At 39.6% G+C, this 25,079-nt stretch carries 24 protein-coding genes, 4 tRNA genes and 1 other RNA gene; 16 read left to right on the top strand and 13 right to left on the bottom strand.

The genetic code is table 11. The features are described from left to right. From yidC to dnaA, 8 genes are all read right to left on the bottom strand, one after another. Positions 1 to 1,000: membrane protein insertase YidC (yidC, locus tag PF479_RS12065; RefSeq protein ID WP_298006835.1), on the bottom strand; the 1,000-nt coding region annotated here is incomplete at its 3' end. Continuing rightward, the gene (gene yidD / locus PF479_RS12060; RefSeq protein ID WP_298006840.1) at positions 1,000 to 1,227 is read right to left on the bottom strand and encodes a membrane protein insertion efficiency factor YidD; all 228 of its coding nucleotides are present in this window, start codon (positions 1,225 to 1,227) and stop codon (positions 1,000 to 1,002) included. The genes yidD and yidC, both read right to left, overlap by 1 nt. A 4-nt stretch (positions 1,228 to 1,231) precedes the next feature. Then, positions 1,232 to 1,579: a ribonuclease P protein component gene (gene rnpA, locus PF479_RS12055; RefSeq protein ID WP_298006838.1), complete on the bottom strand. Its 348-nt coding sequence runs from the start codon at positions 1,577 to 1,579 to the stop codon at positions 1,232 to 1,234. Further along, a complete protein-coding gene (gene rpmH / locus PF479_RS12050; RefSeq protein ID WP_298006832.1) occupies positions 1,560 to 1,715 on the bottom strand; it encodes a 50S ribosomal protein L34 in 156 nt (51 codons plus the stop codon). Before rpmH ends, rnpA begins: the two co-directional genes overlap by 20 nt. Before the next feature lie 174 nt (positions 1,716 to 1,889). Continuing rightward, positions 1,890 to 2,327 (bottom strand): DciA family protein, encoded by a 438-nt coding sequence (locus PF479_RS12045; RefSeq protein ID WP_298006830.1) that lies wholly within the window; start codon positions 2,325 to 2,327, stop codon positions 1,890 to 1,892. Continuing rightward, positions 2,320 to 3,402: a DNA replication/repair protein RecF gene (locus PF479_RS12040; RefSeq protein WP_298006827.1), complete on the bottom strand. Its 1,083-nt coding sequence runs from the start codon at positions 3,400 to 3,402 to the stop codon at positions 2,320 to 2,322. Before PF479_RS12040 ends, PF479_RS12045 begins: the two co-directional genes overlap by 8 nt. A 2-nt stretch (positions 3,403 to 3,404) precedes the next feature. After that, positions 3,405 to 4,511 (bottom strand): DNA polymerase III subunit beta, encoded by a 1,107-nt coding sequence (gene dnaN, locus PF479_RS12035; RefSeq protein ID WP_298006824.1) that lies wholly within the window; start codon positions 4,509 to 4,511, stop codon positions 3,405 to 3,407. Between the two features lie 334 nt (positions 4,512 to 4,845). After that, complete coding sequence (dnaA, locus tag PF479_RS12030) at positions 4,846 to 6,204, bottom strand: chromosomal replication initiator protein DnaA (protein ID WP_298006821.1); 1,359 nt, start codon at positions 6,202 to 6,204, stop codon at positions 4,846 to 4,848. A gap of 378 nt (positions 6,205 to 6,582) precedes the next feature. Here dnaA and gyrB point away from each other — a divergent pair, with 378 nt between their 5' ends. From gyrB to PF479_RS12015, 3 genes are all read left to right on the top strand, one after another. After that, positions 6,583 to 8,490: a DNA topoisomerase (ATP-hydrolyzing) subunit B gene (gene gyrB / locus PF479_RS12025; RefSeq protein WP_298006818.1), complete on the top strand. Its 1,908-nt coding sequence runs from the start codon at positions 6,583 to 6,585 to the stop codon at positions 8,488 to 8,490. Positions 8,491 to 8,570: 80 nt separating this feature from the next. After that, positions 8,571 to 11,114, top strand: a complete 2,544-nt coding sequence (gene gyrA, locus PF479_RS12020) for a DNA topoisomerase (ATP-hydrolyzing) subunit A (protein ID WP_298006815.1) — start codon at positions 8,571 to 8,573, stop codon at positions 11,112 to 11,114. A gap of 147 nt (positions 11,115 to 11,261) precedes the next feature. Beyond that, entirely contained in the window at positions 11,262 to 11,504 is a 243-nt protein-coding gene (locus PF479_RS12015; protein WP_298006812.1) for a transposase, read from the top strand. 1,098 nt (positions 11,505 to 12,602) lie between these two features. Here the strand turns inward: PF479_RS12015 and add are convergent. Both add and PF479_RS12005 read right to left on the bottom strand, forming a co-directional pair. Then, positions 12,603 to 13,622: an adenosine deaminase gene (add, locus tag PF479_RS12010; RefSeq protein ID WP_298006809.1), complete on the bottom strand. Its 1,020-nt coding sequence runs from the start codon at positions 13,620 to 13,622 to the stop codon at positions 12,603 to 12,605. A gap of 179 nt (positions 13,623 to 13,801) precedes the next feature. Next, entirely contained in the window at positions 13,802 to 14,026 is a 225-nt protein-coding gene (locus PF479_RS12005; protein ID WP_298006804.1) for a NifU family protein, read from the bottom strand. A gap of 130 nt (positions 14,027 to 14,156) precedes the next feature. Between PF479_RS12005 and PF479_RS12000 the strand changes: the two genes are divergently transcribed. Together PF479_RS12000 and PF479_RS11995 are read left to right on the top strand one after the other, a co-directional pair. Then, positions 14,157 to 14,930 carry a ParA family protein gene (locus tag PF479_RS12000; RefSeq protein WP_298006801.1) on the top strand — a complete coding sequence of 258 codons (774 nt, stop codon included), beginning with the start codon at positions 14,157 to 14,159 and terminating at the stop codon, positions 14,928 to 14,930. Beyond that, positions 14,923 to 15,807, top strand: coding sequence for a ParB/RepB/Spo0J family partition protein (locus PF479_RS11995; protein WP_298006797.1), 885 nt, complete (start codon positions 14,923 to 14,925; stop codon positions 15,805 to 15,807). The genes PF479_RS12000 and PF479_RS11995 overlap by 8 nt, the downstream gene beginning before the upstream one ends. A gap of 6 nt (positions 15,808 to 15,813) precedes the next feature. Here PF479_RS11995 and PF479_RS11990 read toward each other — a convergent pair whose 3' ends face one another. Continuing rightward, positions 15,814 to 17,961: a DUF4954 family protein gene (locus PF479_RS11990; RefSeq protein ID WP_298006795.1), complete on the bottom strand. Its 2,148-nt coding sequence runs from the start codon at positions 17,959 to 17,961 to the stop codon at positions 15,814 to 15,816. A gap of 119 nt (positions 17,962 to 18,080) precedes the next feature. Between PF479_RS11990 and PF479_RS11985 the strand changes: the two genes are divergently transcribed. The 9 genes from PF479_RS11985 (at position 18,081) to recR (ending at position 21,363) form a co-directional block, all read left to right on the top strand. Beyond that, a tRNA-Ser gene (locus PF479_RS11985) sits at positions 18,081 to 18,165 on the top strand. A gap of 52 nt (positions 18,166 to 18,217) precedes the next feature. Continuing rightward, a tRNA-Ser gene (locus PF479_RS11980) sits at positions 18,218 to 18,304 on the top strand. Between the two features lie 5 nt (positions 18,305 to 18,309). Next, positions 18,310 to 18,383: transfer RNA gene (locus PF479_RS11975), tRNA-Arg, on the top strand. A gap of 46 nt (positions 18,384 to 18,429) precedes the next feature. Beyond that, positions 18,430 to 18,514, top strand: a tRNA-Ser gene (locus PF479_RS11970). A 20-nt stretch (positions 18,515 to 18,534) separates the two neighbouring features. Next, positions 18,535 to 18,633: signal recognition particle sRNA small type (ffs, locus tag PF479_RS11965), an RNA gene on the top strand. Positions 18,634 to 18,714: 81 nt separating this feature from the next. After that, entirely contained in the window at positions 18,715 to 19,911 is a 1,197-nt protein-coding gene (dnaX, locus tag PF479_RS11960; protein WP_298006792.1) for a DNA polymerase III subunit gamma/tau, read from the top strand. Positions 19,912 to 19,949: 38 nt separating this feature from the next. Further along, positions 19,950 to 20,456: a hypothetical protein gene (locus tag PF479_RS11955; protein WP_298006790.1), complete on the top strand. Its 507-nt coding sequence runs from the start codon at positions 19,950 to 19,952 to the stop codon at positions 20,454 to 20,456. Then, positions 20,453 to 20,773, top strand: a complete 321-nt coding sequence (locus PF479_RS11950) for a YbaB/EbfC family nucleoid-associated protein (protein WP_298006787.1) — start codon at positions 20,453 to 20,455, stop codon at positions 20,771 to 20,773. The genes PF479_RS11955 and PF479_RS11950 overlap by 4 nt, the downstream gene beginning before the upstream one ends. A 2-nt stretch (positions 20,774 to 20,775) precedes the next feature. Then, positions 20,776 to 21,363, top strand: a complete 588-nt coding sequence (gene recR / locus PF479_RS11945; protein ID WP_298006784.1) for a recombination mediator RecR — start codon at positions 20,776 to 20,778, stop codon at positions 21,361 to 21,363. Positions 21,364 to 21,416: 53 nt separating this feature from the next. Here the strand turns inward: recR and PF479_RS11940 are convergent, their stop codons facing one another. Next, entirely contained in the window at positions 21,417 to 22,841 is a 1,425-nt protein-coding gene (locus PF479_RS11940; RefSeq protein WP_298006780.1) for a trehalase family glycosidase, read from the bottom strand. A gap of 185 nt (positions 22,842 to 23,026) precedes the next feature. On the opposite strand from PF479_RS11940, the gene PF479_RS11935 reads away from it, so the two are divergent. Together PF479_RS11935 and thyX are read left to right on the top strand one after the other, a co-directional pair. Then, positions 23,027 to 23,632: a YigZ family protein gene (locus tag PF479_RS11935; RefSeq protein WP_298006777.1), complete on the top strand. Its 606-nt coding sequence runs from the start codon at positions 23,027 to 23,029 to the stop codon at positions 23,630 to 23,632. Positions 23,633 to 23,679: 47 nt separating this feature from the next. Continuing rightward, complete coding sequence (gene thyX / locus PF479_RS11930) at positions 23,680 to 24,516, top strand: FAD-dependent thymidylate synthase (RefSeq protein ID WP_298006774.1); 837 nt, start codon at positions 23,680 to 23,682, stop codon at positions 24,514 to 24,516. Between the two features lie 15 nt (positions 24,517 to 24,531). Here the strand turns inward: thyX and PF479_RS11925 are convergent. Continuing rightward, positions 24,532 to 25,079 (bottom strand): hypothetical protein (locus PF479_RS11925; protein ID WP_298006772.1); only part of this gene is annotated, 548 nt, incomplete at its 5' end.

The following is a 25,079-nucleotide window of genomic DNA, read 5'->3' as shown; positions in this document are numbered from 1 at the left end:
ATGCCATGTTGTACTTCGCTAAATTGCTGTCATTCTTGGGTCCTATATAAAATCGGTATACATCTTTTATGTTAGATCTTTTGGTAGCAGCCCTTTCAAAAATCATTTCTGATGTTTCTGCAAGTCCATCTCTAGGTGTATTTGACCAGATTATATTGGATGTTCCAGAACCGGGAATACCGATCATTGTAAAATACTTGCCTACAATGGCAGCCCATTTAATCTGATCAGCCGATTCGTCCGAGCCATTTTTCAGCTTGTGTACTTCTCTTTTATCCCCTGAAAGGGAGTAATACTTTCTAAACTCATTTCGACCATCCAGTTTCTGGAACTCCGGACCAATCTGAGGTCCAGCAAATAAAGTGTAGGCCATTCCATTATAGTTCAAAGGTATTGCTGAGTTTTCTGAATTGACTAATTCTACACGTACTTCAAACATATACTCATCTGGAAAGAAAACAAATGTCTTTTTGATCTGGAAGGGATCACTGAAACTTCCATTCACCAATTTAACTTTATAGTTTCTGATAAAACTATACTCATCCGTGCCACTGCTATGTTTGTAATCATAGGCTTCCTTCAAATAGGCATCAGTGTTGTCACCTAAAGAAATTCCAAAGGATCCTAAATCAGTATCACCTGTTTGAATCATATCAACAGGATGAAGCCCTTTCATATGTTCTCTGAGTTTCAGAGATTCAATGATGGCTCCTTCGGTATTAAAAGTAACTATGAATTTATCAGTTTCTACTTCTATTGTTCTGGATATATAGTTTTCATCTCCCAATTCGAATTCCACTGTATCCAAGGCTTCTTCTGTCGATTCCAGAACGACAGCCTGGTTATTTGTCTGTTCGACTTCTTCACCGGTCTGCTTTGCTGTATTCTCACTGACGGTTGTTACATATTCTTCAGGCATGAAATAGGTTGTCTGAATGACAAATCCTAGAGATATAACAACAACTGACAAAATTATTGCCAGAAAGGTATTCTTATCCATTATGACTCCAAATCGTTAGGTACCGGATCATATCCACCGGGATTCCGGGGATGACATTTAAGTATCCTTCTTATAGACAAATAGGACCCCTTCCAGGGTCCGTGCTTCAATATAGCCTCCAGAGCATAGGATGAACAGGTGGGATAAAACCTGCAGGTCCTGGGAAGCCAGGGAGAAATCACTTTTTTATAGAGGATAATCACAAAAACAATAAGTTTACTGATTATCCAATTAATGATTTTTAACAAGATTTGCTCTTTTCATCAATAGATTGAATTGATCCAGTCTATTTTGATATGAAAAATCTCCAGGATAGACAACAACAACAATATCACAAGACTCTGTAATTTCCTGTTTATGTGTTCTGAAAAAATCTCTGAAAATCCTCTTGGTATAATTCCTTTCTACTGCATTACCAAATTTTCTGACAATGGTTATGGCAAAACGACTATAAGATAAAGGGTTCCTTAAAAATAAAATCTTTGCTCCGTGGCATTTGGAAACGCTGCCCTTTGCAAAGATTTTATTCAGATCGGATTTTTTACCTAGACGCTCATTCTTAGTAAGGTTTTCTTTCATCGGCAACAGAAAGTTTTTTTCTTCCTTTGCGTCTTCTTCTGGCAAGAACAGCTCTACCGCCTTGAGTTGCCATTCTGGCTCTAAAACCAAATTTTCTATTTCTCTTAGTTTTACTTGGTTGATATGTTCGTTTCATATATTTAAACTCCTCTAATTATAGTCAATTCTTTTAGTGTGCATAATATAAAGTTAAGTGATAACTATGTCAACTCTTCTTAATCAATGCTGGCAGGATTCGCTCTTATTTAAGCTTTTCAGTCTCTAATAATTAGAAATTATCAAAATTTCAAAAAAACAATAAAAATGATAATCACTTTCCCTGGAGGGCTTTCTTCAGGTTTTCCAATCTCATCTTCAATTCATCATCCTTTATGCTCTTTAAATTACCTTTATACTGAATACTTTCTGTTTTATCCGGAGTATTCTCTTTTCTCCGTAAAGGTAAAGTGGATGGTATTTTATCATCTTTTAAATACATACTGACAGAAGTAATAGTAAAATTGGGATATCGTGTGTTCAATCTTCTTAGAATATTGGATTGATTCATTTTGAAAACTTGAATCCATCCTGGATGATCAAAAGATACCCTTATGGAATTGTCATTAATATCTTCCAGTTTACAATGGTCAGATAATCTTTCATCTCCAATGATTTTCTTCCAGTTTTTATAGGCTTCCATAAATCCTTTTGATTCTGAATTACCCCGAATATTAAAGAGATTTGAAATTATTGTATCTGCCTTATCCATGTTTTTTTTCCAATTTTCCTTCTTTGACTCTAAAACAGAGTGATTCTTCTCCTACTTCATTTTCATAACCCGGAAGAAATGTATAAAAAATCTGCTCATACAGGGGAAAAAGGGACATCATGCGCTCTCTTTTTTCTTTATCAAGTTCAAGGAGAACATCATCAACCAGTAAAATAGGATTTCTACCACTTTCTTTCTGATAATACTCCGATTGTAATACCCTTAACAGCAAAGATATAATCCTCAATTGCCCCGTTGAGGCAAAATCATTGAAGTTTTTATTATTATTCATAACAGTAAATGAATCTCTGTGAGGTCCAGTGAATGTCAGTCCATACTGAATTTCTTTTTCCTCTTTCTGTTTCATCAAATCAAATATTTTATCTTTGTCATCTTCTTTCCAGGAACAATTATAGTGAATTTTCAAATTAAGATTGGTACCGCTTACCAATTTATAGTATTCGGAAAAGGTTTCATTTAAAAATTGAAAGAGTTTCTTCCTTTTCTCCATGATGGGAAAACCCTTATCAATCAGCTGACTTGTATACACGGATAACATAGATCGGTCAGCATTTTTTAAAAGAAAATTTCTCTCTTTGAGTATTTTTCTAAAATGACGCAAATCATTGATATAAAGAGGATCATGAAGACTAAGACATTGATCCATATAGATTCTTTTTTTATCCGGACTGCCGTTTACAAAATAAATATCATTATGACAAAAAACAACGCAGGGCATATTAGACAGAATATCTTTTCTGTCTGAAATACTCTTACCATTCAGTTTTATTTTTTTATTATGTAAATCCAGGAATACATCGAGTCTATTGGAAATAAGATCTGATGAATGCAAAAACTGACCTGACAGGTAAAAACTGCTTTCTCCCTCACGAATCAGAACTTTATCACTTCTATTCCGGAAGGAAGATGCATAACACAAAAAATATAGAAGCTCCAGAAAATTGGTCTTACCCTGTCCGTTTTCTCCAATGAGATAAACTTCTTTATGGGAAAGATCAATTTCCTGCTCCTCTAAATTTCTGAAATTTTTTAATTTTACAGAGGTAAAACCCAATTTCAGTCCATCTGCATTGGCATGATAATATGAAAATAATTAGCCTCAGGATTACATTTTAGTGTGACAGCTTTGTTTGCTTCTGAGAATTCAAGTTTAAGGGAATCTTCTTTTATAACTTTAAGAGGATCCTGCATATAGATGTAATTGACTGCTAAACGAATCTCTTCTCCTGTATAATCACAGGAAATATCTTCATCGGCCATACCTATTTCGCTTTCTTCTGATTTTAAATTAAGATTTCCTTCACTGAAAGTCAGATAGATTCTCTTTGATTTTTGTTCTGCTAGAAGAGAAACACGTTTTAAAGCTTCATTTAGAGCATTTCTATCAAGAATAACATTATATTCCTGACTCTCAGGTATGACTCTTGAAAAATTAGGAAACTGTCCTTCAATCAGGGTAGATGTAATTTTCTGATTATCAAATTTTACATAAATTGTTTTTTCAGTGACAGCCAAAGAAAGATTACCTTCACCTGAGGAAAGTTTCTTTATCAAATTCAAAATTTTGGGAGGAATGATAATTCCTTTAAAATCATTAACATCAGATTCAGGATCCGCTGAAATATAGGATAATCTCCTACCATCAGTGGCTACCATCAGAAGAGCATTATCATTTTTCTCCATATAGACACCATTCATAAAATAACGGGCTTCATCCACTGATATTGAGAAAATGGTCTGTGAAATCATAGTATTGAAAAGTTCCTGGGATATATCAAAATAATTATCATCATCAATACTCTGGAGTTCTGGAAATTTCTCTGCTGAAATACAATTCAGTTCAAATACTATTTTTTTATCCAAAGGTTTGATGGAGAGTCTTTCATTTTCGTTTTGTTCAAACGTAATTTCACCGTCTGGAAGTGATCTGAGTATACCCAGAAATTTATCACAAAATACGGTTGTACTCCCTGGAATTTCAATAACCGCAGGAATTCTTGTTTCAAATCCTACTTTTAGATCTGTAGCTTTTATAACAAGAGCATCATCACGAGCTTCAATAAGTACATTAGAAAGAATAGAAAGTGCATTTCTGGAAGAGATAATTTCCTGGGCGATAGAAATCTCTTTTACAATTACGCTTTTATCACAGATAAATTTCATTTGCATCCCCTGTTTGTATTATATAAGAATAATAAAAAAATAATTACCTGTTGTACAGGTTTATAATATGAAAAAAATTGTAAATTTATACACAGTTTTATATATGCTCTCTTATTACTTATTAATATTAATAAAGAGTAGTAATAGTAGTAGGGTCTGTGTATTTGTGAATTCAGCCCTTAAATCATTACTTTAACTCTAAATAACCTTGTTAATAAACTGGGGATAAAATACCGGACTTATCCACAGTGTTCCTCTATATTCACTCACCTTTATCATTTTAATGATAAACCACTAGTTTAGTACTTATTATGCACAGACTTATGAACAGGCTTTATGTTTCCTTTATTGAGCGGATTAATTCCTGAACTGTGGGTTCAATAGTTGAATCTGTTTTTATCCTGTCTTCTATTCTCTGGCAGGAATGCATTACAGTAGTATGATCTCTTCCCCCAAACTCAAGACCAATTTCAGTAGTAGAATAGTCAGTAATTTCCCGTATAATATACATGGCTATCTGACGGGGGAAAGTAATTTGTTTGGTTCTCTTCTTTCCTTTCATATCACTGGGGGTTACGTTAAAATATTCAGAAACTTGTTTTTGAATTTTATCTATGGTGATATTTGTCTGTATAGGACTTGAAAAAAACTGTTTAAGCTGTTGTCTGGCAATTTCCGGGGTGATATTTTTTTGTACAAGTTCTGCATAGGCCACTATGCTTGTGAGAGCCGCTTCAAGATCACGGATATTAGTATTTATGTTCTCACTTATTAGTTCAAGAATTTCATCTGAGATATCGACATTTCTATCTTCCATTTTTTTTCTGAGAATGGCATATCTTGTTTCATAATTTGGGGGATGCAAATCAACATTCAAACCTCTTACAAATCTGCTTTTTAGTCTATCAGCAAAATTCTTGAGTTCTGATGGAGGACGGTCACAGGTAAAGACCATTTGTTTGTTTGCATCATAAAGGGCATTAAAAGTATGAAAAAGCTCTTCTTGAGTTCCTTTTTTATCCTGCAGGTCATGAATATCATCAATCAGAAGAATATCGGCATTTCTGTATTTATTTTTAAAATGTGTTTGTTTTTTGGTATTAATAGATTCAATAAAATCATTTATAAAGGTTTCTGCTGGAATATAGACTACCTTCATATCCGGTTTTTTTTTATGAATATTGTTTCCAATGGACTGCATAAGGTGAGTTTTACCTAATCCAACACCACCATAAATGAGACAGGGATTATATTTAGAACCTGGATTTTCAGCTATAGCCCTTGAAGCATTAGCTGCAAAAGAGTTGTTATTACCCACAACAAAATTTTCAAATGTATAATCATCTCTCAACTGTGGATGGGGTTCAAATATCTTCTCTTTTTCCTCAAGTGGCTCCTCTTTTGAAATAATAGACTTTTCCTGGTCTTTTTTTCTATTTTCAATTTCAAAATCCAGGGTGAGTACAATTCCTGAGAGTTCAAACAAACGGGTTTCAATTATGAAATTATAGCGTTGCTTTAGTTGTGATTGGATAAAGCGTGAGGGAATACTGAGGACAATTGTATCCTTAGTGGATTCAATATAATGAATGCTCTGGAAATACATATTATATTCTTGATCTGAAAGTTCATTTTCCTCTCTGAGTTGTTTGATTGTCTCTTCCCAGAATATACTGTAATCAAATTCATTCATTTAAACTAAAAACTCCATTAACAGTTTTTCCACAGATTTAATTTCCATTCTAAAGGATAAAACAGAAAAATGTAAAAAATTACCAGCAATTTATTAAAGCTTACATTATTTACATTTAAAGTTATATAATATATATATTTATATAACTTATACACAACATTGTGGATAAATTATAAGGATATTGAATGTTTAAGCTTTGTCATTAATATCTATGTTATATAAATTTAAATATATTTATCCACAATTTATCAACAAGCAGATTGAGCAGTATATTAGGTTAATTTAACTGTTATGACAAGCTTTGTACTCGTCTTTACTTTTTTATGATCCAGCGATATACTGATCCCATCTTTTCAAATAATAATTTTAGGTATAAATATGCAGGAAAACTATGATGCTCAGCAGATTCAGATACTCAAAGGTCTGGAGGCTGTACGCAAGAGACCGGGTATGTATATTGGGTCAACCGGCCCTGATGGTTTACACCATTTAGTCTATGAAGTAGTTGATAATAGTATAGATGAAGCATTAGCTGGACACTGTAATGAAATTTCGGTGTTTATTGAAGAAGGAAATATCATAAGAGTTGTCGATAACGGTAGAGGTATTCCTGTCGATTTACATCCAGTTGAAAATTTAAGTGCTCTTGAAGTTGTCATGACTAAACTTCATGCGGGTGGAAAATTTGACAAGGATAGCTATAAGGTCTCTGGAGGACTCCATGGTGTTGGAGTCTCTGTCGTAAACGCACTTTCTGAATGGTGTGAAGTCTTTGTTCATAGATTAGGAGATATCAATTATCAGAAATATAGAATTGGTGTTCCTGATGAAGATGTTAAAATTGTGGGCACAACCTCTAAAAGAGGGACGGTCGTACGATTTCAGGCAGATACAACTATATTTGATGATACTGAATACAGCTTTGATATCCTTTCGAACAGATTGAGAGAATTGGCTTTCCTTAATAAGGGGATAACCATAAATCTTACTGATGAAAGAATAAGTCCTGAAAAAGAAAGGATATTCATGTTTGAGGGAGGAGTTAGATCCTTTGTTGAATATCTCAATAAGGCAAAAACTCCTTTATTTGCGGAACCAATTTATTTTGAATTTGAAAAAGATCAGGTAATCGTTGAATTATCTCTCCAATATAATGAAGGGTATGCAGAAAACATCTTTTCTTATGTGAATAATATAAACACAAAGGAAGGAGGGACTCACCTTTCCGGTTTTAAAGCAGCCCTTACAAGAACCCTTAATGATTTTCTTAGGAAGTCAAAATTAGCCAAAAAAGTGGATGATAATTTATCAGGAGAAGATGTCAGGGAAGGTTTGACCTGTGTTATTTCTGTAAAAGTTCAAGAACCACAGTTTGAAGGTCAGACAAAAACTAAACTGGGAAATTCTGAAGTTAGAGGAATCGTTGAATCCATTGTGAATGAGAGGTTAACAACCTATCTGGAAGAGCATCCAAATGTTATTGATATTATTTTGGATAAATCAATTACGGCTTCCAAGGCAAGAGCTGCCGCAAAAAGGGCAAGAGACCTGACTAGAAGGAAAGGATTTCTTGAGAGTTCGGGTCTTCCAGGAAAACTGGCGGATTGTGCTGATAAAGATCCCCGAAACTGCGAAGTATACCTTGTCGAAGGAGATTCCGCCGGTGGTTCTGCCAAGATGGGAAGAGACAGAAAGTTTCAGGCAATTTTGGCCATGTGGGGTAAGATGATCAATGTTGAAAAAACCAGAATTGAAAAGGTTCTTTCCAACGAAAAAATGCTTCCAGTAATAACTGCCTTAGGAACCAATCTCGGGGAAGAATTCAATATTGAAAAATTGAGATACCACAAAGTAATCATCATGGCAGATGCCGATGTAGACGGTTCCCATATCAGAGTTCTGCTTTTAACCTTCTTTTTTCGGTATATGATGCCCCTTATTGAAGCTGGTCATGTGTATCTGGCTATGCCGCCGCTATACAAAATTGTAGCGAATGGAAAGCCTCACTATGTGTATGATGATAATGAGAAAGATGAATATCTTAAGTTTCTGGGTGTTTCCGAGGAAAAAGTTAATATGCAAAGATATAAAGGTCTGGGTGAAATGAATCCGGATCAGCTCTGGGAAACGACAATGAACCCAGAAACAAGAAATATGAAACAGGTTAAGCTTGAAGATTTCGTAGCAGCTGATGAAATGTTCACAACTCTTATGGGTGAAGATGTTCCACCCCGGAGAAAATTTATTGAAGAGAATGCCTTAACCGTATCAAACCTTGATATTTAATTGTCTCACGGGCCTTATGGCCCTGAACGAATATACTATTGATGCTGTAATGCAGCTTCGAAAGCACATAGGAGCAAATCGTGCAGGATGATAATACCGGAAGGATCATTCCAATAGCCATAGAAGATGAAGTTAAAGAATCCTATCTCAATTATGCCATGTCTGTCATCGTCAGTAGAGCCCTTCCTGATGTCAGGGATGGTCTGAAACCTGTTCATAGGAGAATCCTCTTTTCTATGAGTGAAATGGGTATCAGATATAATACGGCTTACAAAAAATGTGGACGTATTGTCGGGGATGTACTTGGTAAATTTCATCCCCATGGAGACCAGTCTATCTACGATGCTCTTGTTCGTTTGGCTCAGGACTTTTCACTGAGGACCCCTGTCGTTCAGGGTCAGGGAAACTTTGGTTCGGTAGACGGAGACCCGCCCGCGGCCATGAGATACACGGAAGCCAGGTTGGCAAAAGTTTCTGAAGCCATCTTAATGGATATCAAAAAAGACACAGTAGATTTTGGTCCAAACTACGATGACTCTATGAGGGAACCTCTGATTCTGCCTACCGCTTTCCCCATGCTTCTTGTAAACGGAGCCAGTGGTATTGCCGTAGGAATGGCTACGAATATGGCTCCTCATAACCTGAATGAAATATGTGAAGCCATCTGTGCTGTCATTGATAATTCAGAAATAATGGATGAAGAACTACTTGATATTGTTAAGGGACCCGACTTCCCGACGGCAGGCATCATATACGGCAAAATTGGTTTCAGAGAAGCCGCCATGACGGGACGCGGTAAAATAACGGTTCGTGCCAAGTATAATCTGGAAGAGATGACAGCAGAAAAAGATGCCATCATCATCACCGAACTTCCTTATATGATAAATAAAGCAAATCTTGTTATTAGAATAGCCGAACTAGTGAGAGAAAAGAGAATTGAAGGTATTTCAGATCTCAGAGATGAATCTGATAGAACCGGGATGAGAATTGTTATAGAACTGAAAAGAAATGTCTCAGCCAAAGTTGTATTGAACCTTCTATTCTCCCACACAAATCTTCAGGTTAATTTTAATGTTAATAATTTAGCCCTGGTTAAAGGGATGCCTAAGGTCTGTACACTGAGAAATCTCCTTGATTACTTTATCAGTCACCGGCAGGTAGTTATCAGAAGAAGATCAGAATACGAACTGAAAAAAGCAAAAGCCAGGGCTCATATTCTTGATGGAATAAAAATAGCCCTCGAAAATATAGATGAAGTGGTAGATATCATTAAAAAATCTGCCAACGTGAATATGGCAAGAGCCAATCTCATGGAACGCTTCGATTTCAGTGAGTTACAGGCTCAGGCTATTCTTGATATGCGACTGCAGAAATTGACCAGCCTTGAAACCCAGAAAATACTGGATGAACTGGCTGAAATCATGAAATACATTGATTACCTTGAAGACCTGCTCGCTCATGAAGAAAAAATTCTGGATGTGGTTAAAGTAGAAACCACTGAAATTGCCGAAAAGTATGGTGATAAAAGAAAAACTGAAATAAGAATTGAAGAAATTGGCTCCATGAATATGGAAGATATGATTGAAAAAGAGGACATGGTTGTTCTTATTTCCAATAGAGGATTTATCAAGAGAATTCCTTTTACAGCTTATAAGGAGCAGGGGCGAGGAGGTAAGGGTTCTAATTCGGCAGCATTAAAAGATGGCGATTTCATAGAACATATTTTCCTGGCCTCTACCCACAGCTATATCCTCTTTGTGACAAGCGAAGGAAAAGCCTACTGGCTGAAAGTCTATGAGATTCCCGAAGGATCTAGAGCTTCCCGGGGAAAGCACCTTAAAACCATGTTTGAATTTGTCCCGGATGAAGAAATAACAACCATGGTTCCCCTTGAGGATTTTTCTGAAGATAATTTTCTTTTTATGGCAACTCAAATGGGCGTTGTTAAAAGAGTTTCGACTTATGACTTCCGAAATGCCAAAACAAGAGGAATTATTGCGATAAACCTGGATGAAGGTGACCACCTTGTTTCAGCTGAACTGACCGATGGGACAAGAGACGTCATGATCATTACCAAAAATGGGAAGGGCTTAAAATTTCCTGAAGAATCAGTGCGCCGTATGGGAAGAAATTCACATGGAGTCCGAGGGATTCGATTAAATGGTGATGATATTCTTATTGGTGTAGTTTGTGCTTCAGAAGAGAATCAGTTGTTCCTTATCTCTGAAAAGGGATATGGGAAACGGACAGAGTTCAAGGATTTTAATCCTCATGGAAGAGGCACTCAGGGTCAAAGAGCCTACAATGTCAATGTTAAATCAGGGAAGCTGGTCGCTGCCCTGTCAGTTAATGCTACAAATTCCCTGATTTGCATATCAACCATGGGAAAAGCCATCAAATTAAACCTGGATAGTATTTCCGTTATAGGCAGAAACGCCTTTGGAGTCCGAATCGTTCATATAAATGATAAGGATACACTTGTTGGAGTTGCTGTTCAGCAAAAAGATGAAGAAAATGAGGAAAGCGAGGACGATCTCCTGGTTGACCCAGTCATCATTGAAGAAAATGGAGACGAGAGTCCTGAAGAGACTAGTGACGATGTTTCACGTGAAACCTCAGAATAATAAATAAACTTTTTTAAAAGCCGCAGTACAAATACTGCGGCTTTTTGTTTCACGTGAAACATCTTGAAGGAGAGTCTTTGTGGACCTGCCCCCCAGACGATGTAGACCGCCAGTTAAGTCTCTGATATTAAAAGTAGGAGATACTTTATGGGGAGCAATCGTAGGAAGTACACAAAGGAATTCAAACAGAAATATCTTGAATTCCTTCTGAGGGCAGGTAAGCCCGCCAGGAAAGTGGCTGCAGAACTTGGAATCAATCAAGAGATGTTAAGTCGCTGGAGACGGGAATATGAAACTCATCAAGAGAAAGCATTTCCTGGGCAGGGAAAACCAATTGAGGCGGAATTAGCTCAATTACGGAGAGAATTGGCAGATGTCACAATGGAATGAGGCATCCGCAAAAAAGCTGTATCCTTTTTCAGCAAGGACCAGAAATGATGTATAAAATCATGAATAATCATTCAGAATCCTATCCGGTGGTGAAAATGGCCAGGACCCTTGGAATCCGCCGGAATAGATATTATAGATGGCTCCACTCTTCTAAAAAAGGCAGTATCAGTTATCAAACGAAAGAGATCTTGTTGGGAAGATACAAGATCTCCAGAAACAAAGCCGTTTTTCTAATGGTACTCCAATAATCTCTGATGACCTGAAAGACATAGGGACACCGATAAATCATAAAAAAGAGGCTCGTATACTCAGTGACAATGACTTAAACCAGAGAATGAAGAAAAAAATCCTGATTACAACAAATACCAAGCATAACCACAATGTGTGTCTCTATCTACTGAATCGGTTTTTTTCAGTCTCTGATCTCAATCAGAAAGGGTCCGTGATCTCAACTCCGTCTGGACAGCAGAAGTATGGATATACTTATGTGTAATTATCGATTTATATTCCAGGAACGTTGCTGGTCGGTCGGGAAAGTTCACGAATAGATACAAACTTACTTCTTATGGCCTTCTGGCATGCTGTACAGCTGAGAACTCCTAATCTTTCATTCCGATAGAGGAAGTCAGTCCTGCTCCAAGAGATTCCTTAATGCATTGAAGTCAGAACTGATGTTTCAAAGCATGAGTCACAAAGGTGATTGCTGGGACAATGCCTGTGGTGAGACCTTTTTTAAAGCATTAAGGCAGAATGGTTGCAGAATGAAATTTTTGAATGTTGACAAGAAGCAAAAAATGTTCTGTTCGAAGATATTGAAGTCTTCTATAATCGACAAAGTAAACATTCATATTTGGGGTATAGAACTCCTGATATGTATGAATCTAAAGGTGCGACTTCACTGACTGTCCCGGTTGAGGGGTCAGATCCATTGTTCTTACGCTCTAATGATAAAAAAAGCAGAGTGACCACTCTGCCTGTGTATAAACTGGGGATAAAAATCCTCAGTTTATCTGCTCTGCTCGAATATATCATTGCAATTAATATAATTAATTATTTCTCATTCTCAGAAAAACAGCTTCTATTCCTGTGGATAAATTGTTAAGAATTTTTCTGAATGAAGAAATCCAGGGCTTTGGAATAATCTAATTTCATTGAACTTTTCTGATCTGCTGAGAGAAAAGAGGCATCAATCGTATTGAAATTAATTTTAACCAATTCTTGAAAGGAAAAATCAAAATTCTTGACGATTGTTAGATAATCATCGACTAAATTGGCATTCTGAATTGTCGGGTCATCTGAACTTATAGAAACCGGGACATTCTTTCTGAATAGGCGGGCGATGGGATGGGATGGTGTATCAGACCATGCTGCTGTCTGAAAATTAGAAATAACACACTGACAGAGGTAAATGTTTCTATCGATTAGTTCAAGCTGCAACTTCTCATCATAGATAGTAGAGACTCCATGACCTATTCTATCGGCATGAAGTTTATCAATGGCTGTCCATATTTGACTTGAATCAGTAACTTCACCGGCATGAATATCAATCTTATGAACGCCAATCTCGTTGACTGCATCGAAAAATTTAGAAAATAGTTCTGGAGGGAAATTGGTTTCATCTCCGGCAAGGTCCACACCAACAATGCTGTCAATGTTGAGATCCAACATTGTCCTGTATAATTTAAGCATTTCAGAAGAGGTCTGCTTTCCCCGGTTAAATGTCAGTATATATTTAATCTTCAGCCCGCTTGACTTGGCTGCTGCATCGGCGGCATTGATTACAATTTTGGTAATTTCCAACCGGTCAAAATTGTTTTCCAAAGAAAAATGCTCAGGAGAAAAACGAAGCTCGATGTAATGGATGCCTTCATTGACAATTTTTTTCACCGAGTTATATACAACTTTATAGACATCATCGAGTGATCTGTACCAGTTTGTATGAAATTTTGCCAGGAATAATAGAAAATCAGACTCATGGTCTTTAGGAAATTGACAATATTCCTTAAATTTTTGTTTCTCCCGGGGAGTATCCAATCCATTTTTTATTGAAATGTCATAGAGGGTATCTATATCGAAAGTTCCCTCTAGATGACGATGAAGTTCAATTTTAGGGAACATATGCAATAAATCTTTATCTAATAAGGATTTATTAAATTCTTTTTGTAAAATAGTGCTCATTATTGATTCCTCTGCAAAGTTCCGCCTCCCAGAGTTGAGTGCGTACTTTGAAATTTAAAGCAAAAAATGAAAAAATCAAGCTTTATAAATTATCGGAACGTTCTACCATAAAAAAGAATTTAAACTGATTCTACTGTTGTAACTTCTGGAACCTGTTTTTTCAAATATGTTTCAACACCCTGTTTCAAAGTCATCTGTGACATGGGACATCCGGCGCAGGCGCCTTGAAGCCGCACAAGAACTGTTCCATCTTCTTTTACTTCTACTAATTCAATATCTCCGCCATCAGCCTGCAGTGAGGGTCTTACATCTTCGAGTGCTTTTTGAACTCTTTCTGTTAACATGCTTATATTCTCCTGTATTTTGGGTAATAATTATGCCCAACATGGCTCTAAAAGTATTAAAAAAAAACTTGTTGGTCAACATTACAGTATTGAAGTGACAAGAAATAGCTGTTCGGCTATAATTCTGGCTATGGCAAAAGTAGTGGTATTCGCAAATCAGAAGGGCGGTGTAGGTAAAACAACCACCACTGTTAACATTGGAGCTTATATGGCAGAGGCAGGTCATAGCGTGCTTCTGGTCGACTTTGACCCTCAAGGCAACCTTTCCAGCAGTCTCGGCATAAAGGATACGCAGAACAGCATCTATGAGGCGATGATGGGATTAATCCCTGTTGAGAAGGCTGTGCAAAAGACTCCCCAGAAAAATCTTTATATATTACCATCCAATCTGAATCTTTCCGGTGCAACCGTGGAACTCAGTAAAGCTGATAAAAAGGACTCTCTTCAGTATTTAAAGAAAATCCTCTCATCCTTGAGGGAGTCCTATGATTACATCCTCATTGACTGCCCGCCTTCATTGGGTGTTCTGACTATCAATGGTTTTGTCGCGGCCGACACGGTGATCATTCCCCTGCAGTGTGAATATTTTGCTTTAGAGGGTTTGAAGTACATGTACTCCATGACCATCAAGAGAATTCAGAAATCAGTAAATACCAGTTTAAAAATTGGTGGTATTATTTTTACTATGTATGATTCCCGCACAAATCTGGGAAAAGAAGTTATTAAAAGTGTACAGGATACTTTTAAGCAGCACCCGGAAATGGTTTTCAATACTGTTATTCCCAGGAATATAAGACTCTCTGAGGCTCCATCCCATGGTCTTCCCATCAATCTCTATGATGCAGTATGCATCGGCGCCAAATGCTATAAAACATTGACCGGAGAGGTTTTAAAACGTGTCTAAGAAAAAAGCCTTAGGCGGGATGGGTCTTGATGCCCTTCTCAGCCTGGATGACAGCAAACAGGATAATATTGATATTCATGTGGACATCCGTGATTCTGTTGAAGATCTTTTGATTGATTCTATTAGAACAAATCCTGATCAGCCCCGAAAAATCTTTAGTGAAGATTCTCTTCAGGAACTCGCTAACTCCATTCAATCCCGGGGCGTCATTCAGCCCATCATTGTTGAAAAATCCGCACAGGGTTATGAGATTGTTGCGGGAGAACGGCGTTACAGGGCGTCCCTTCTTGTCGGGAAAAAGACTATTCCCGCTATTGTAAGAGATTTTACAGAAGAGGAAAAACTTGAAATTGCTCTGATCGAAAATATTCAGCGGGAAGATTTGACAGCCATTGAAGAAGCAAAGGCTTTCAGAAATCTGATGGATTCCCTGGATATGAGCCAGCAGGAAGTTGCTGATAAGGTCGGAAAGAAGCGTTCTACTGTCGCCAATAGTCTCAGGCTTCTGAATTTACCGGCGGATGTACAGGAGTCCTTGAATCTGGGTGTTATCACTGCAGGACATGCCCGAGCGATACTGGCGGTTTTAAATCCGGCCGATCAAAAAATATTTCACAGCCGAATAAGGGATGAGGGTTTGTCCGTCAGGGAATCCGAACGAATGGTGGAGGATCTAAACCAGGGGAAACGGCCTCAAAGCCGGGAAAAAGCGACTCTTCCTAAGAATAAGGTACCAGAAATTTTAGGGATTGAACAAAAATTTATTGATCATTTCGGTACGAGAGTCCAGGTTAAAGGAAACTTAAAAAAGGGTAAAATTGAGATTTCCTATTTCTCTGAGGATGATTTGGAAAGGATTTTTGACCTGATTTCGTGAAAACGTTTAAAGGTATTCCTTTATTAAATCTTCCAGGGCCTGGGTGTCCTCCCGGTTTTTTACAATGAAACTGTCATCATCCAGTCTTCCGACTACTGCATCCCTTTCTATATCGCTGGAATAGGTGATATTGCGGAATGGATTGCTGTAGTCTTTAGATCTGGAGGCATAGCACTTTTCATCCAGATTCCGATTGATTTCCAGGCTCCGGTGGAATATTCCCTGAAGTGAATTTTCATTCTCTTCCATTTTTTCAAGTTGAAATAGTTCTTTCAGGGTAGAGAAAGCGTGATCTACAAGATCTTTGGGATATTCCAATGCTTCTCTGAGGTAAAAATCATGAATTCCTTCCCAGCTGTTGACCCTGTCTTTCTCAATTCCTTCCAGAAGTTTTTTCACTTGAGTTTTTCTGATCAGCTGTCCTCCCACATTCTCCCAGTCGCTTCTCTTTTTGCAGCCGTGGATTGTTTTAAGGATAACCCGGGCGTCTATCTTTGATGTTACCAGGGTTTTGACAGCGAAAAGGAGCAGCATATCTCTATACACCCGATAGGCTTCACAGGGCTTTAAGATGATGACAGATCTTTTTCCGCTTTCTATATTATCCGCATTGAGAGTCGGAATGTTTTCTCCACAGAGGAATTCATGGGCTGTCGCATATATTTTCTGCTGCTGATAATCCCTGGTCTCTTCTACCAGAGTTCTTATGATTTCCATGGCTCTAAAAATTTCATTCACAGTATCCGGAGCCAGATAATCAAATATGATAAGATGTTTCTTCTCTAACCTCTTATCCCGGTTAGCATATTTCCAGGCATTTCTGGCCAGGGCATACATATTGTATCTGAACCAGTAGGCAGGAATGATATTCAGGCAATTATGGCTCTCGTCATTGGAGACCAGTGAGAAGGGCAGTGGATTATCAATTTCTGCAGGATAGGCTCCTTTAACAAGGAGATTGAATGAGGCAAAACGGCAGTTATGCTTCAGACTTGTGCTTAAACCGGGCCAGAACCCTCTCCCGGCGAATATTTCACCATCATTTCCTCTCGAATTATGATTGGATCCGATGGTCGCCCCCGATGCCATGTTGCTTTGACCTAAAATGGTGGATGCACAGAGGAAGGAACTGTTGTGATGCTGCTCATGACCGGGGTAGATCAGGGCGTTCAGAACTTCACAGCAGGATATGGTAGAATTATTTCCAAGAAAGGAGTTGATCAACCGGGCGCCGTATTTCAAATTGGTGTGGTCATCCATTACAAACCTGACGGCGCTGACACCGTAAAAAATATGGCACCCATAGCCGATAATTCCATTAACGAGCTCAACCCCCTCTCCTATCTGTGTGGGGGATTCTGCACAGCTGTTAATGGTCAGGTTTTTAAGCTTATTAGACCCTTTGATATAGGCATTGCTGCCCACATAGACATCTTTTAGAATTCGACAGTGTTTAAGAACTGACCCGGTGCCTATGCGGCCATAATACCCGCGTTTTTTATCAAAACTGTTCTGAGTCAGGGATTTGAGTTTATCCAGAAGGGCAGTTCGATCACGGTAGCGGGACCATAACCAGGCGTCTCCGGCAGTCATCCCGTCAAAAGGCAGAACCCTTCTACCGCCGTTCTCATTGGCAATTTCAACCCATATCCTTATCGATTCATCTTCTCCTTCTTTTATAATACCATTTCCGAATTTAGCATAATTTGTGGTGACAAGTTCGTTGATATTCAGAAGGATCACTTCATTTTCAATGATGTAATGAGAGAGAAGATTGACATTATTAATGGAGACATTTGAACCGAGATCACTGGAAATAATATTGGAATTGTAAATTCCGACAGGAAGGGGGATATCGTGGAATTCAAGATAAAGGCTTTCCAGGTCTCCGATGCGGATCAAACCATGAAACTGATTGTTTTTCACCAATTTCGGGTCAAAGTGATCTGTCACATATATGGAATTCCAGTCATCCGCAGAGTTCGCATTCTTAACAAGAACTTCAATTTCATGGGCTGAGAGGTGCCGATGGGAGATAGATTCACCCAGCTGTCTCTTTCTTATATAATATTCATCCTTTCCCTGGGGAAGGAACTTTTCAGGAATAAACCCGGTACCAATTTCTTTCAAAGGATGCTTTTTAATAATATTCATATACTTATTATATTTAAAAACCCAACTATGACAATCATAAAATACTGGGTCCCAACTTTCCGCTGTTCTTCGAGGCTTGACAAAGATTTGGACTTGCGATATTTTAACCTACGGTTTTTGGAGAGGTGTCCGAGCGGTCGAAGGATCTGGTCTTGAAAACCAGCGTAGGGAGACCTACCGTGGGTTCGAATCCCACCCTCTCCGTAGTTTTGACCATTATCTGTATATTTTTATTGTTCTGGTTAAAAACAAACCAGGAGAGGTGACCGAGTGGCCGAAGGTGGCACCCTGCTAAGGTGTTGTGCGGGTAACCGCACCGGGGGTTCGAATCCCCCCCTCTCCGTACATGTGCCCATAGCTCAGCTGGATAGAGCGTCAGTTTGCGGAATTGAAGGTCGGAGGTTCGAACCCTCTTGGGCATATATTGGGATGATTTCATTCTAGTTTTATACCATGTTTTATTTGTCGGGAGAGGTGACCGAGTGGCCGAAGGTGTGCGCTTGGAAAGCGTATGTACCGCAAGGTACCGGGGGTTCGAATCCCCCCCTCTCCGTATTTCCCTTCAGTGTTGATTTTCAGGCTCCATGCAATTGAACATCGCCCAACCCGGTCAGGATCGGAAGGTAGCAGCCGTAAGCGATTGTTTGATGTGCCATGGATAGCTTGAGAGGAGCTGAGGGGATTTTTTTTGTCCTTTTTTTGACACCCACTCAAGCTTGATGACTCCCTTCCTTTCAGATATAATGAATCTCTATGGAATTTGAAGTAACCGCCTCACGGAAACGACCTCAGACCCTCTTGGAATTGTCAGGTCAGGATTTTGTTGTAGCCACTCTAAAGAACTCAATTGAAAATAATAGAATCGCCCATGCCTATTTGTTTTCCGGTCCTAGAGGTGTAGGAAAAACTTCAGCCGCCCGTATTCTGGCCCGGTCTCTCAACTGTGAGAGGGGAGCCAGTGTAAACCCCTGTGGGGTCTGTTCCAACTGCAAGGAAATTGCCCGGGGCAATTCCATGGATGTAATTGAAATTGATGGTGCTTCTAATACCGGAGTCAATGATATCCGGGAGATCAAGGATGAAGTCCTCTTCGGACCAGGTAGTTCCCGGTACAAGATATACATCATCGATGAGGTTCATATGCTGTCTAACAGCGCCTTCAATGCACTCTTAAAAACAATTGAAGAACCTCCTCCCTATATAATTTTTATATTTGCCACCACAGAAATTCATAAGGTGCCTGCGACCATCCGTTCCCGGTGCCAACAGTTTAACTTCCGACTGGTGGACCTGGGTGAAATAAAGAGGCTTCTGGCGGCGGTCTGTGATGAAATAGCCGTTAAATACGATGACGATGCCCTCTTCTGGATTGCCCGGGAATCGACAGGCTCAGTTCGAGATGCCTACACTCTGTTTGACCAGATCGTTTCTTTTTCAGAAGGCCATCTCACCCTGGAGAAAATCCAGGAAAAACTTGGCCTTATCGGTATGGATCAGCTGAATAATCTCATGGCTCTCCTGGTGGAGGAAAAGGCGGAAGAATCTCTGGATCTTCTGGATACTATTCTTTCCGGTGGTGTCTCGGTTGAACAGTTCATCATAGATATCGCTGAATATTTGAGGAATGCACTTTTCATATTCCATGGTGTGAAAAAGGAATCTCTTCTTGGCCATCAGGCTGACCGATTTTCAAGTCTTGTATTTGAGCACCTGAATTCCCGTCAGATCGAATGGGCTCTTGAAGAGGTTCTTAATCTATTCCGGGATATCCGTTATTCTCTGAATCCCCGGTTTGAGCTGGAGTTGCTGGTAAGCCGCATGTCCTCCATCCGTTATCATATAGATCCCAAATCATTGCTGGAAGAGTTGGGGCAGCTCAAGGAACAGATGGGAAATACTGCAGCCCTGTCTATCACTCCTACTCTGGAAGAGACTAAAAAAAAAAATTAAAACCCCCTGAGCCAGGCCTGTCTGAAGCCTTTGACAGAATGGTCAAAAATCGAAAGGATTCCCATTCTGCACCTACCGTCGAGAAACCGGATGAATCCCTTCCGGTAGCCGAAGGTGAAAATCACAGCGAAATCAAGTCGTTCCCCGGGGCATTTATTCCTTCAAAGAGCCAGAACCCTCCTCCTCAGACAGAAGAGTCCACTCCAAAGCCCTTTCCTCCTCTGGCTGAGTTGAAAGCAGATATCCTTCGGGTACTCAGACAGGACCGTCATTCATTGGCAGCGGCAATGGAAAAATCAGGGCACTGGGATTTTAATGAAAATATCCTTTCTCTCAGTTTTAACAGCCCCTTTGAAAGTACTTTTATTGAGAAGGAAAGCAGAGAAATCGAAAGCATTATCAAGGGTCATCTCGGATGGACAGTGCAGATAAAAACAGTGATCAAAGAAGAGGAAGATTCAATCCTGAATGAAGAAATTGAAGAACAGGTAGAGCTTGTTCTTAACGTATTCAGAGGGACAATTGTAAACAGGAGTGAAATATGAGTTTTAATCCATTGGATTTCATGAAAAACCTGCAGGAAATGCAGGGGAAAATGGGTGATGTTCAAGAGAAGTTAAAGAAAATTGAAGCCGAAGGCAGCTCCGGAGGGGGCCTTGTGACTGTCAAAATGAACGGTCAGATGGATATTCTGGGCATTACCATTGACCCTGTTGCCGTGGATCCCCGGGATGTGAAAATGCTGGAAGAGCTGATCGTTTCATCCTGTTCTGCTGCGATGGTAAAAATGAAGGAAAAAATCAGGGATGAAATGTCTGATCTTTCAGGGATGCCTCTGCCTCCCGGGTTTCCCGGAGTCTGAGGATGAACACCCTCGAAAATCTTATAACCCTTCTGTCAAGACTGCCGGGCATTGGAAAGAAAAGTGCCTCACGCATGGCCTATTCTCTACTGAAAGGGGATGAGTCATTTAATAAGCTTCTGAGTCAGTCCATTTCAGAACTGAAAGAAAAAATTCATAAGTGCAGCCAATGCGGAAATTACACTGAAGAGGAGTTCTGCAGCATCTGCAGCTCCCGTGACAGAGATGAATTGATCCTCTGTGTGGTAGAAGAATCACAGGATATTATGATGATTGAAAGCACCGGAGATTACAAAGGATTGTATTTTGTCCTCCATGGTGTTTTGTCTCCCCTGGACGGTATTGGTCCTTCTGAACTGGGTTTTGACAGGCTTCTGGATCAGATTGAGACCCTGGGAGTCAATGAACTGATTCTGGCGACCAATCCCACTCTGGAAGGAGATTCGACAGCTCTCTACATCAAGCACTTACTGAAAGACAAAGAGATTAGAATTTCAAGAATTGCCTCGGGCCTCCCTGTGGGTGGTGATATGGAGTATGCCGATAAAATGAGCATTTCCAGAGCCATGAAGGGAAGGATGAACTACTAAAAAAATAGCCTGATTCCTTTCGAAACAGGCTATTTTCTTAATGAACTCAGTGATTATAGCTTGTCGATCAGCATGGAGCATTTTCCCGATGGAATAGGTAGGGTCTTTTTCTTCTCACCCAGAATATCTATGGTAAAGTAATACAATTTCTCCGATTCGAGCCGAATTTCCCATCCTCTGCTGCTTTTATTGCTCAGGATAGTTATCATATTTCTTTTAAGAGAGAGATCTTCTATCCCCATAAGTTCTAGAGTCGGAACAATCCAATCTACTGTTTTTCGGGGCAGACTTATATACAGTCCTACGATATTCTCGATCATGAGAGTTATCGTCGATAAGGCGGCATAGGTCAGGAAGAGCTGTTTGTTTTCCTGTACCCCCTCCTTTCCTACAGCAGGACCTTCACTTAAGGGGGAATAGGCTTCCCATAGAGTTCCTTTTGTATTTCCGTCAGGATGGAAAGTATCGAGAATGTAATACATGTGCCTGATCGAGCACTCTCTGGCAAATTCATAGCGTCCATATTTTTCCAGACCCTTGATGATCATAAAAGTCAGAAAGGGATAAACAGACCCGCAATACCCATTCCCTTTCTTATCAAAATCAGGTTCATTCGCTGCCAGAGATGGGAAGGGGTTATCTGTTCCGAAGGAATCAGGATCTTTGAGTAGATCAATCAGACCCTCTGCCCGGGCCTCATTGGGAATCTCCGCTAAAAGGGGCCAGAAGGATGCTGCTGTTTTCACCTTGACCTGTTCTAGGTCCGCATCCAGATCGTAGTAAATGTTATCATCCTGATTCCACATCAGACTGTTTATTCTGGTTTTGAGTGAAAAGTACTTCTTCTTATATTTAAAACTGAGTTCCTTATCATTCAAAATATCACCCAGGGCAGACATATAAAGGGAATTCAGAGCCTGCTGAGCATTAAAATCGACGGCGAACTTCATTTTAGACCGGGGAGAATTTGTCATCTTGGTAGCTTCGAGAGGAACAACATACAGACCGGAATCCATATCCATAAAATCCTCATCCAACCAGCTGTAGTAGCGTTCAAGAGGAGGCATGACTTCCTTTATCCTCTTTTTCTGACCAACCTTATGGTAGAGATTATATTCTACCCACGCCAGAAGAGGGGGGGATGCTCCTTTGGGATTTGCCTCTGTATAAACAGGTTCTGATGTTTCAAGATCATAATTGGATCGGATGGCGCCATCCTCTTCCTGGAGCATATAAAAATTGTCTAACATGGGAGCAACAGGGTATTTCATGTTATAATAGACTAGGAAAAACGTAGACATGCAGGTTTCAAAAAGGTCCAGGCTTGTATTTTCATTATGATTAAAGAAACCATTCTTTATAGTATTTTCGGAGTCACTCTTAAACCAGTCATCCTGTATCCACGCCCATGATCGGTTATAGATGTCTACAAAGTCCTGGTCATAATAGTGTACTTTAGGAAAATCTTTTTTTATCACTATAGCTCCTTAGCAGCTGCATAATTAATAATCAATATTGTGAATTTTGTATAATACAATAAAATCACCACTTATACAACGTTTCAGGATCAGAAATCAAGAAGGGACAGGTCGTGATAAAACACAGATTTGACTTTATTTTCTAAAGCAAATTATAGTACATTTTGAGGGTTCGGGAAAAAAAAATGAAAAAAATTATGATTCCTGCCGGAATGGCGGAAAATGAGTTCACACTTAAAAAATCAAAATTCATCAGTCTTGTCTATCCTGTCCTTGATGACCTCGAGGTCAAGTCTCATTTAAAGAGGCTTAGACAGGAGCATCCGGGATCCAGCCATGTGGTCTGGTCCTATGTTCTGGGAGATGCAGGTACCCTCTATGGTCTCAGTGATGATGGTGAACCTCATGGCACAGCAGGCCGTCCAGTGTTGGAAGTGCTGAAGGGGAGCGGTCTCACATTCATTACCCTTTTTGTTATCCGATACTTCGGAGGAACAAAACTGGGAACAGGAGGCCTGGTCAGTGCTTATACTCGTGCAGCTCAGGAGGTTCTGTCTCTGGTGGAAACCCGGGAGAAGATGGAGTATTCAAGGGTAGCCCTCGTTTGTAGTTACAGTCAGTTTGAAGGAATTAAGTCCATTCTGGAACAGGCGGCGATTCAGGATCTTCAGGAGGAGTTCACAGATCTTGTTCATTTGAAGGGAGAGGTTCCTGACAAATATCGAGAGGCCTGCCAGAAAGAGATACAGGATTATTCAAGCGGTCAAGTGAATCTTATTGTGCAGGAATAGGATAATATTTAAAATACAGCTCTATTAACTGAATTAAAGGAGAGAATATGGGCCATAGTATAGTTCAAGAAGCTGAGGCAGTCCTGGATAAGGAATTCCCCGTTCTGGATAAGGGATTTGTACGATTGGTCGATTATTTGGGGGGAGATGACCGAATTGTACAGTCAGCGCGTGTCTCTTATGGTAGCGGAACCAAGTCTTTCCGAGAAGACAAGGGACTGATTAATTACCTTCTCAGAAACGACCATACATCACCCTTTGAACAGGTTGTCTTCACTTTTCATACCAAGATGCCTATTTTTGTGGCTCGTCAGTGGGTCCGCCACAGAACAGCTCGTGTCAATGAAATATCCGGACGCTACAGTGTGATGAAAAATGAGTTTTATATTCCTTCGGCTGAAGATGTTGCCTTTCAGAGTCTGGACAATAAACAAGGCCGTTCAACAGAAGACATTCCTCAAGAAATGAAAGAGAAAGTCAGAACCCTCCTGGAAGAGGAGCAAACCCGGGTATATGAAAATTATAGTTCGTTGCTGGATGACAAAGTTGCCAGGGAGCTGGCAAGGATTAACCTCCCTTTGAGCTTATATACAGAATGGTACTGGCAGATGGACCTTAAAAACATGTTTCATTTCCTGAAACTCAGGATGGATGCCCATGCTCAGATGGAGATCCGGGTTTATGCCGAAGAAATCCATCGATTGGTTTCCCTTGTGTGCCCTGTTGCCATGGAAGCCTTTGATAATCATATCCGGGGATCTGTTCGTTTCTCTGCCTCAGAACTGGCTGCATTGAATAAGATTATGAAGGGTGAATTAAATCCCTTGAGGGGAAAGGAACTGGAACGTTTTGAAGTAAAATTGAAGGATCATAAACAACTCTGATCCGGAAATTCAAATTCAGAGATAAGGTTTTATTTTTGTCAATAATTCATCCATCTTCTTGGTAAAGGCTGAGCTGATAAGATTATCAGGATGTTCCTGTGTCAGATTCCGAAAGGCTGAGAAAGATTCTTTCATTCTCGTTTCGCTAATCTGGAAATCGAGGCGGGTTGCATTTCTCCTGTCATAACCGGAAACCTTCTCCTTAAAATACTTTCCTCCGGAGAGTCTCTTGACAACAGACGCCATTTTCAGGGGAATAGCCTTGTCTATCAGAATTTGCCTTTTCTCTTCCGGCAGATCATGGGAGAGTGTAAACAAGTAGTTCATCATGCCCGCAATATCCAGGTGAGGTTCTATCTTTTCTGTCTCATCTAAAGGATTTTTTTCAGGAGCGGAATGGGCAGGAGGTTTTGTTTCAGTAGGAGCTTCATCCAACGGAGGCGTGTCAGAATCCGGGTCTTCATCCAGGGGAGCTGTGTCAGACTCTGGGTCTTCATCCAGGGGAGCTGTGTCAGAATCCGGGTCTTCATCCAGGGGAGGCGTGTCAGAATCCGGGTCTTCAT

The organism is Oceanispirochaeta sp., assembly GCF_027859075.1.
Classification (GTDB): domain Bacteria; phylum Spirochaetota; class Spirochaetia; order DSM-2461; family DSM-2461; genus Oceanispirochaeta.
This window is presented reverse-complemented; position numbering and strand designations above follow the sequence as displayed.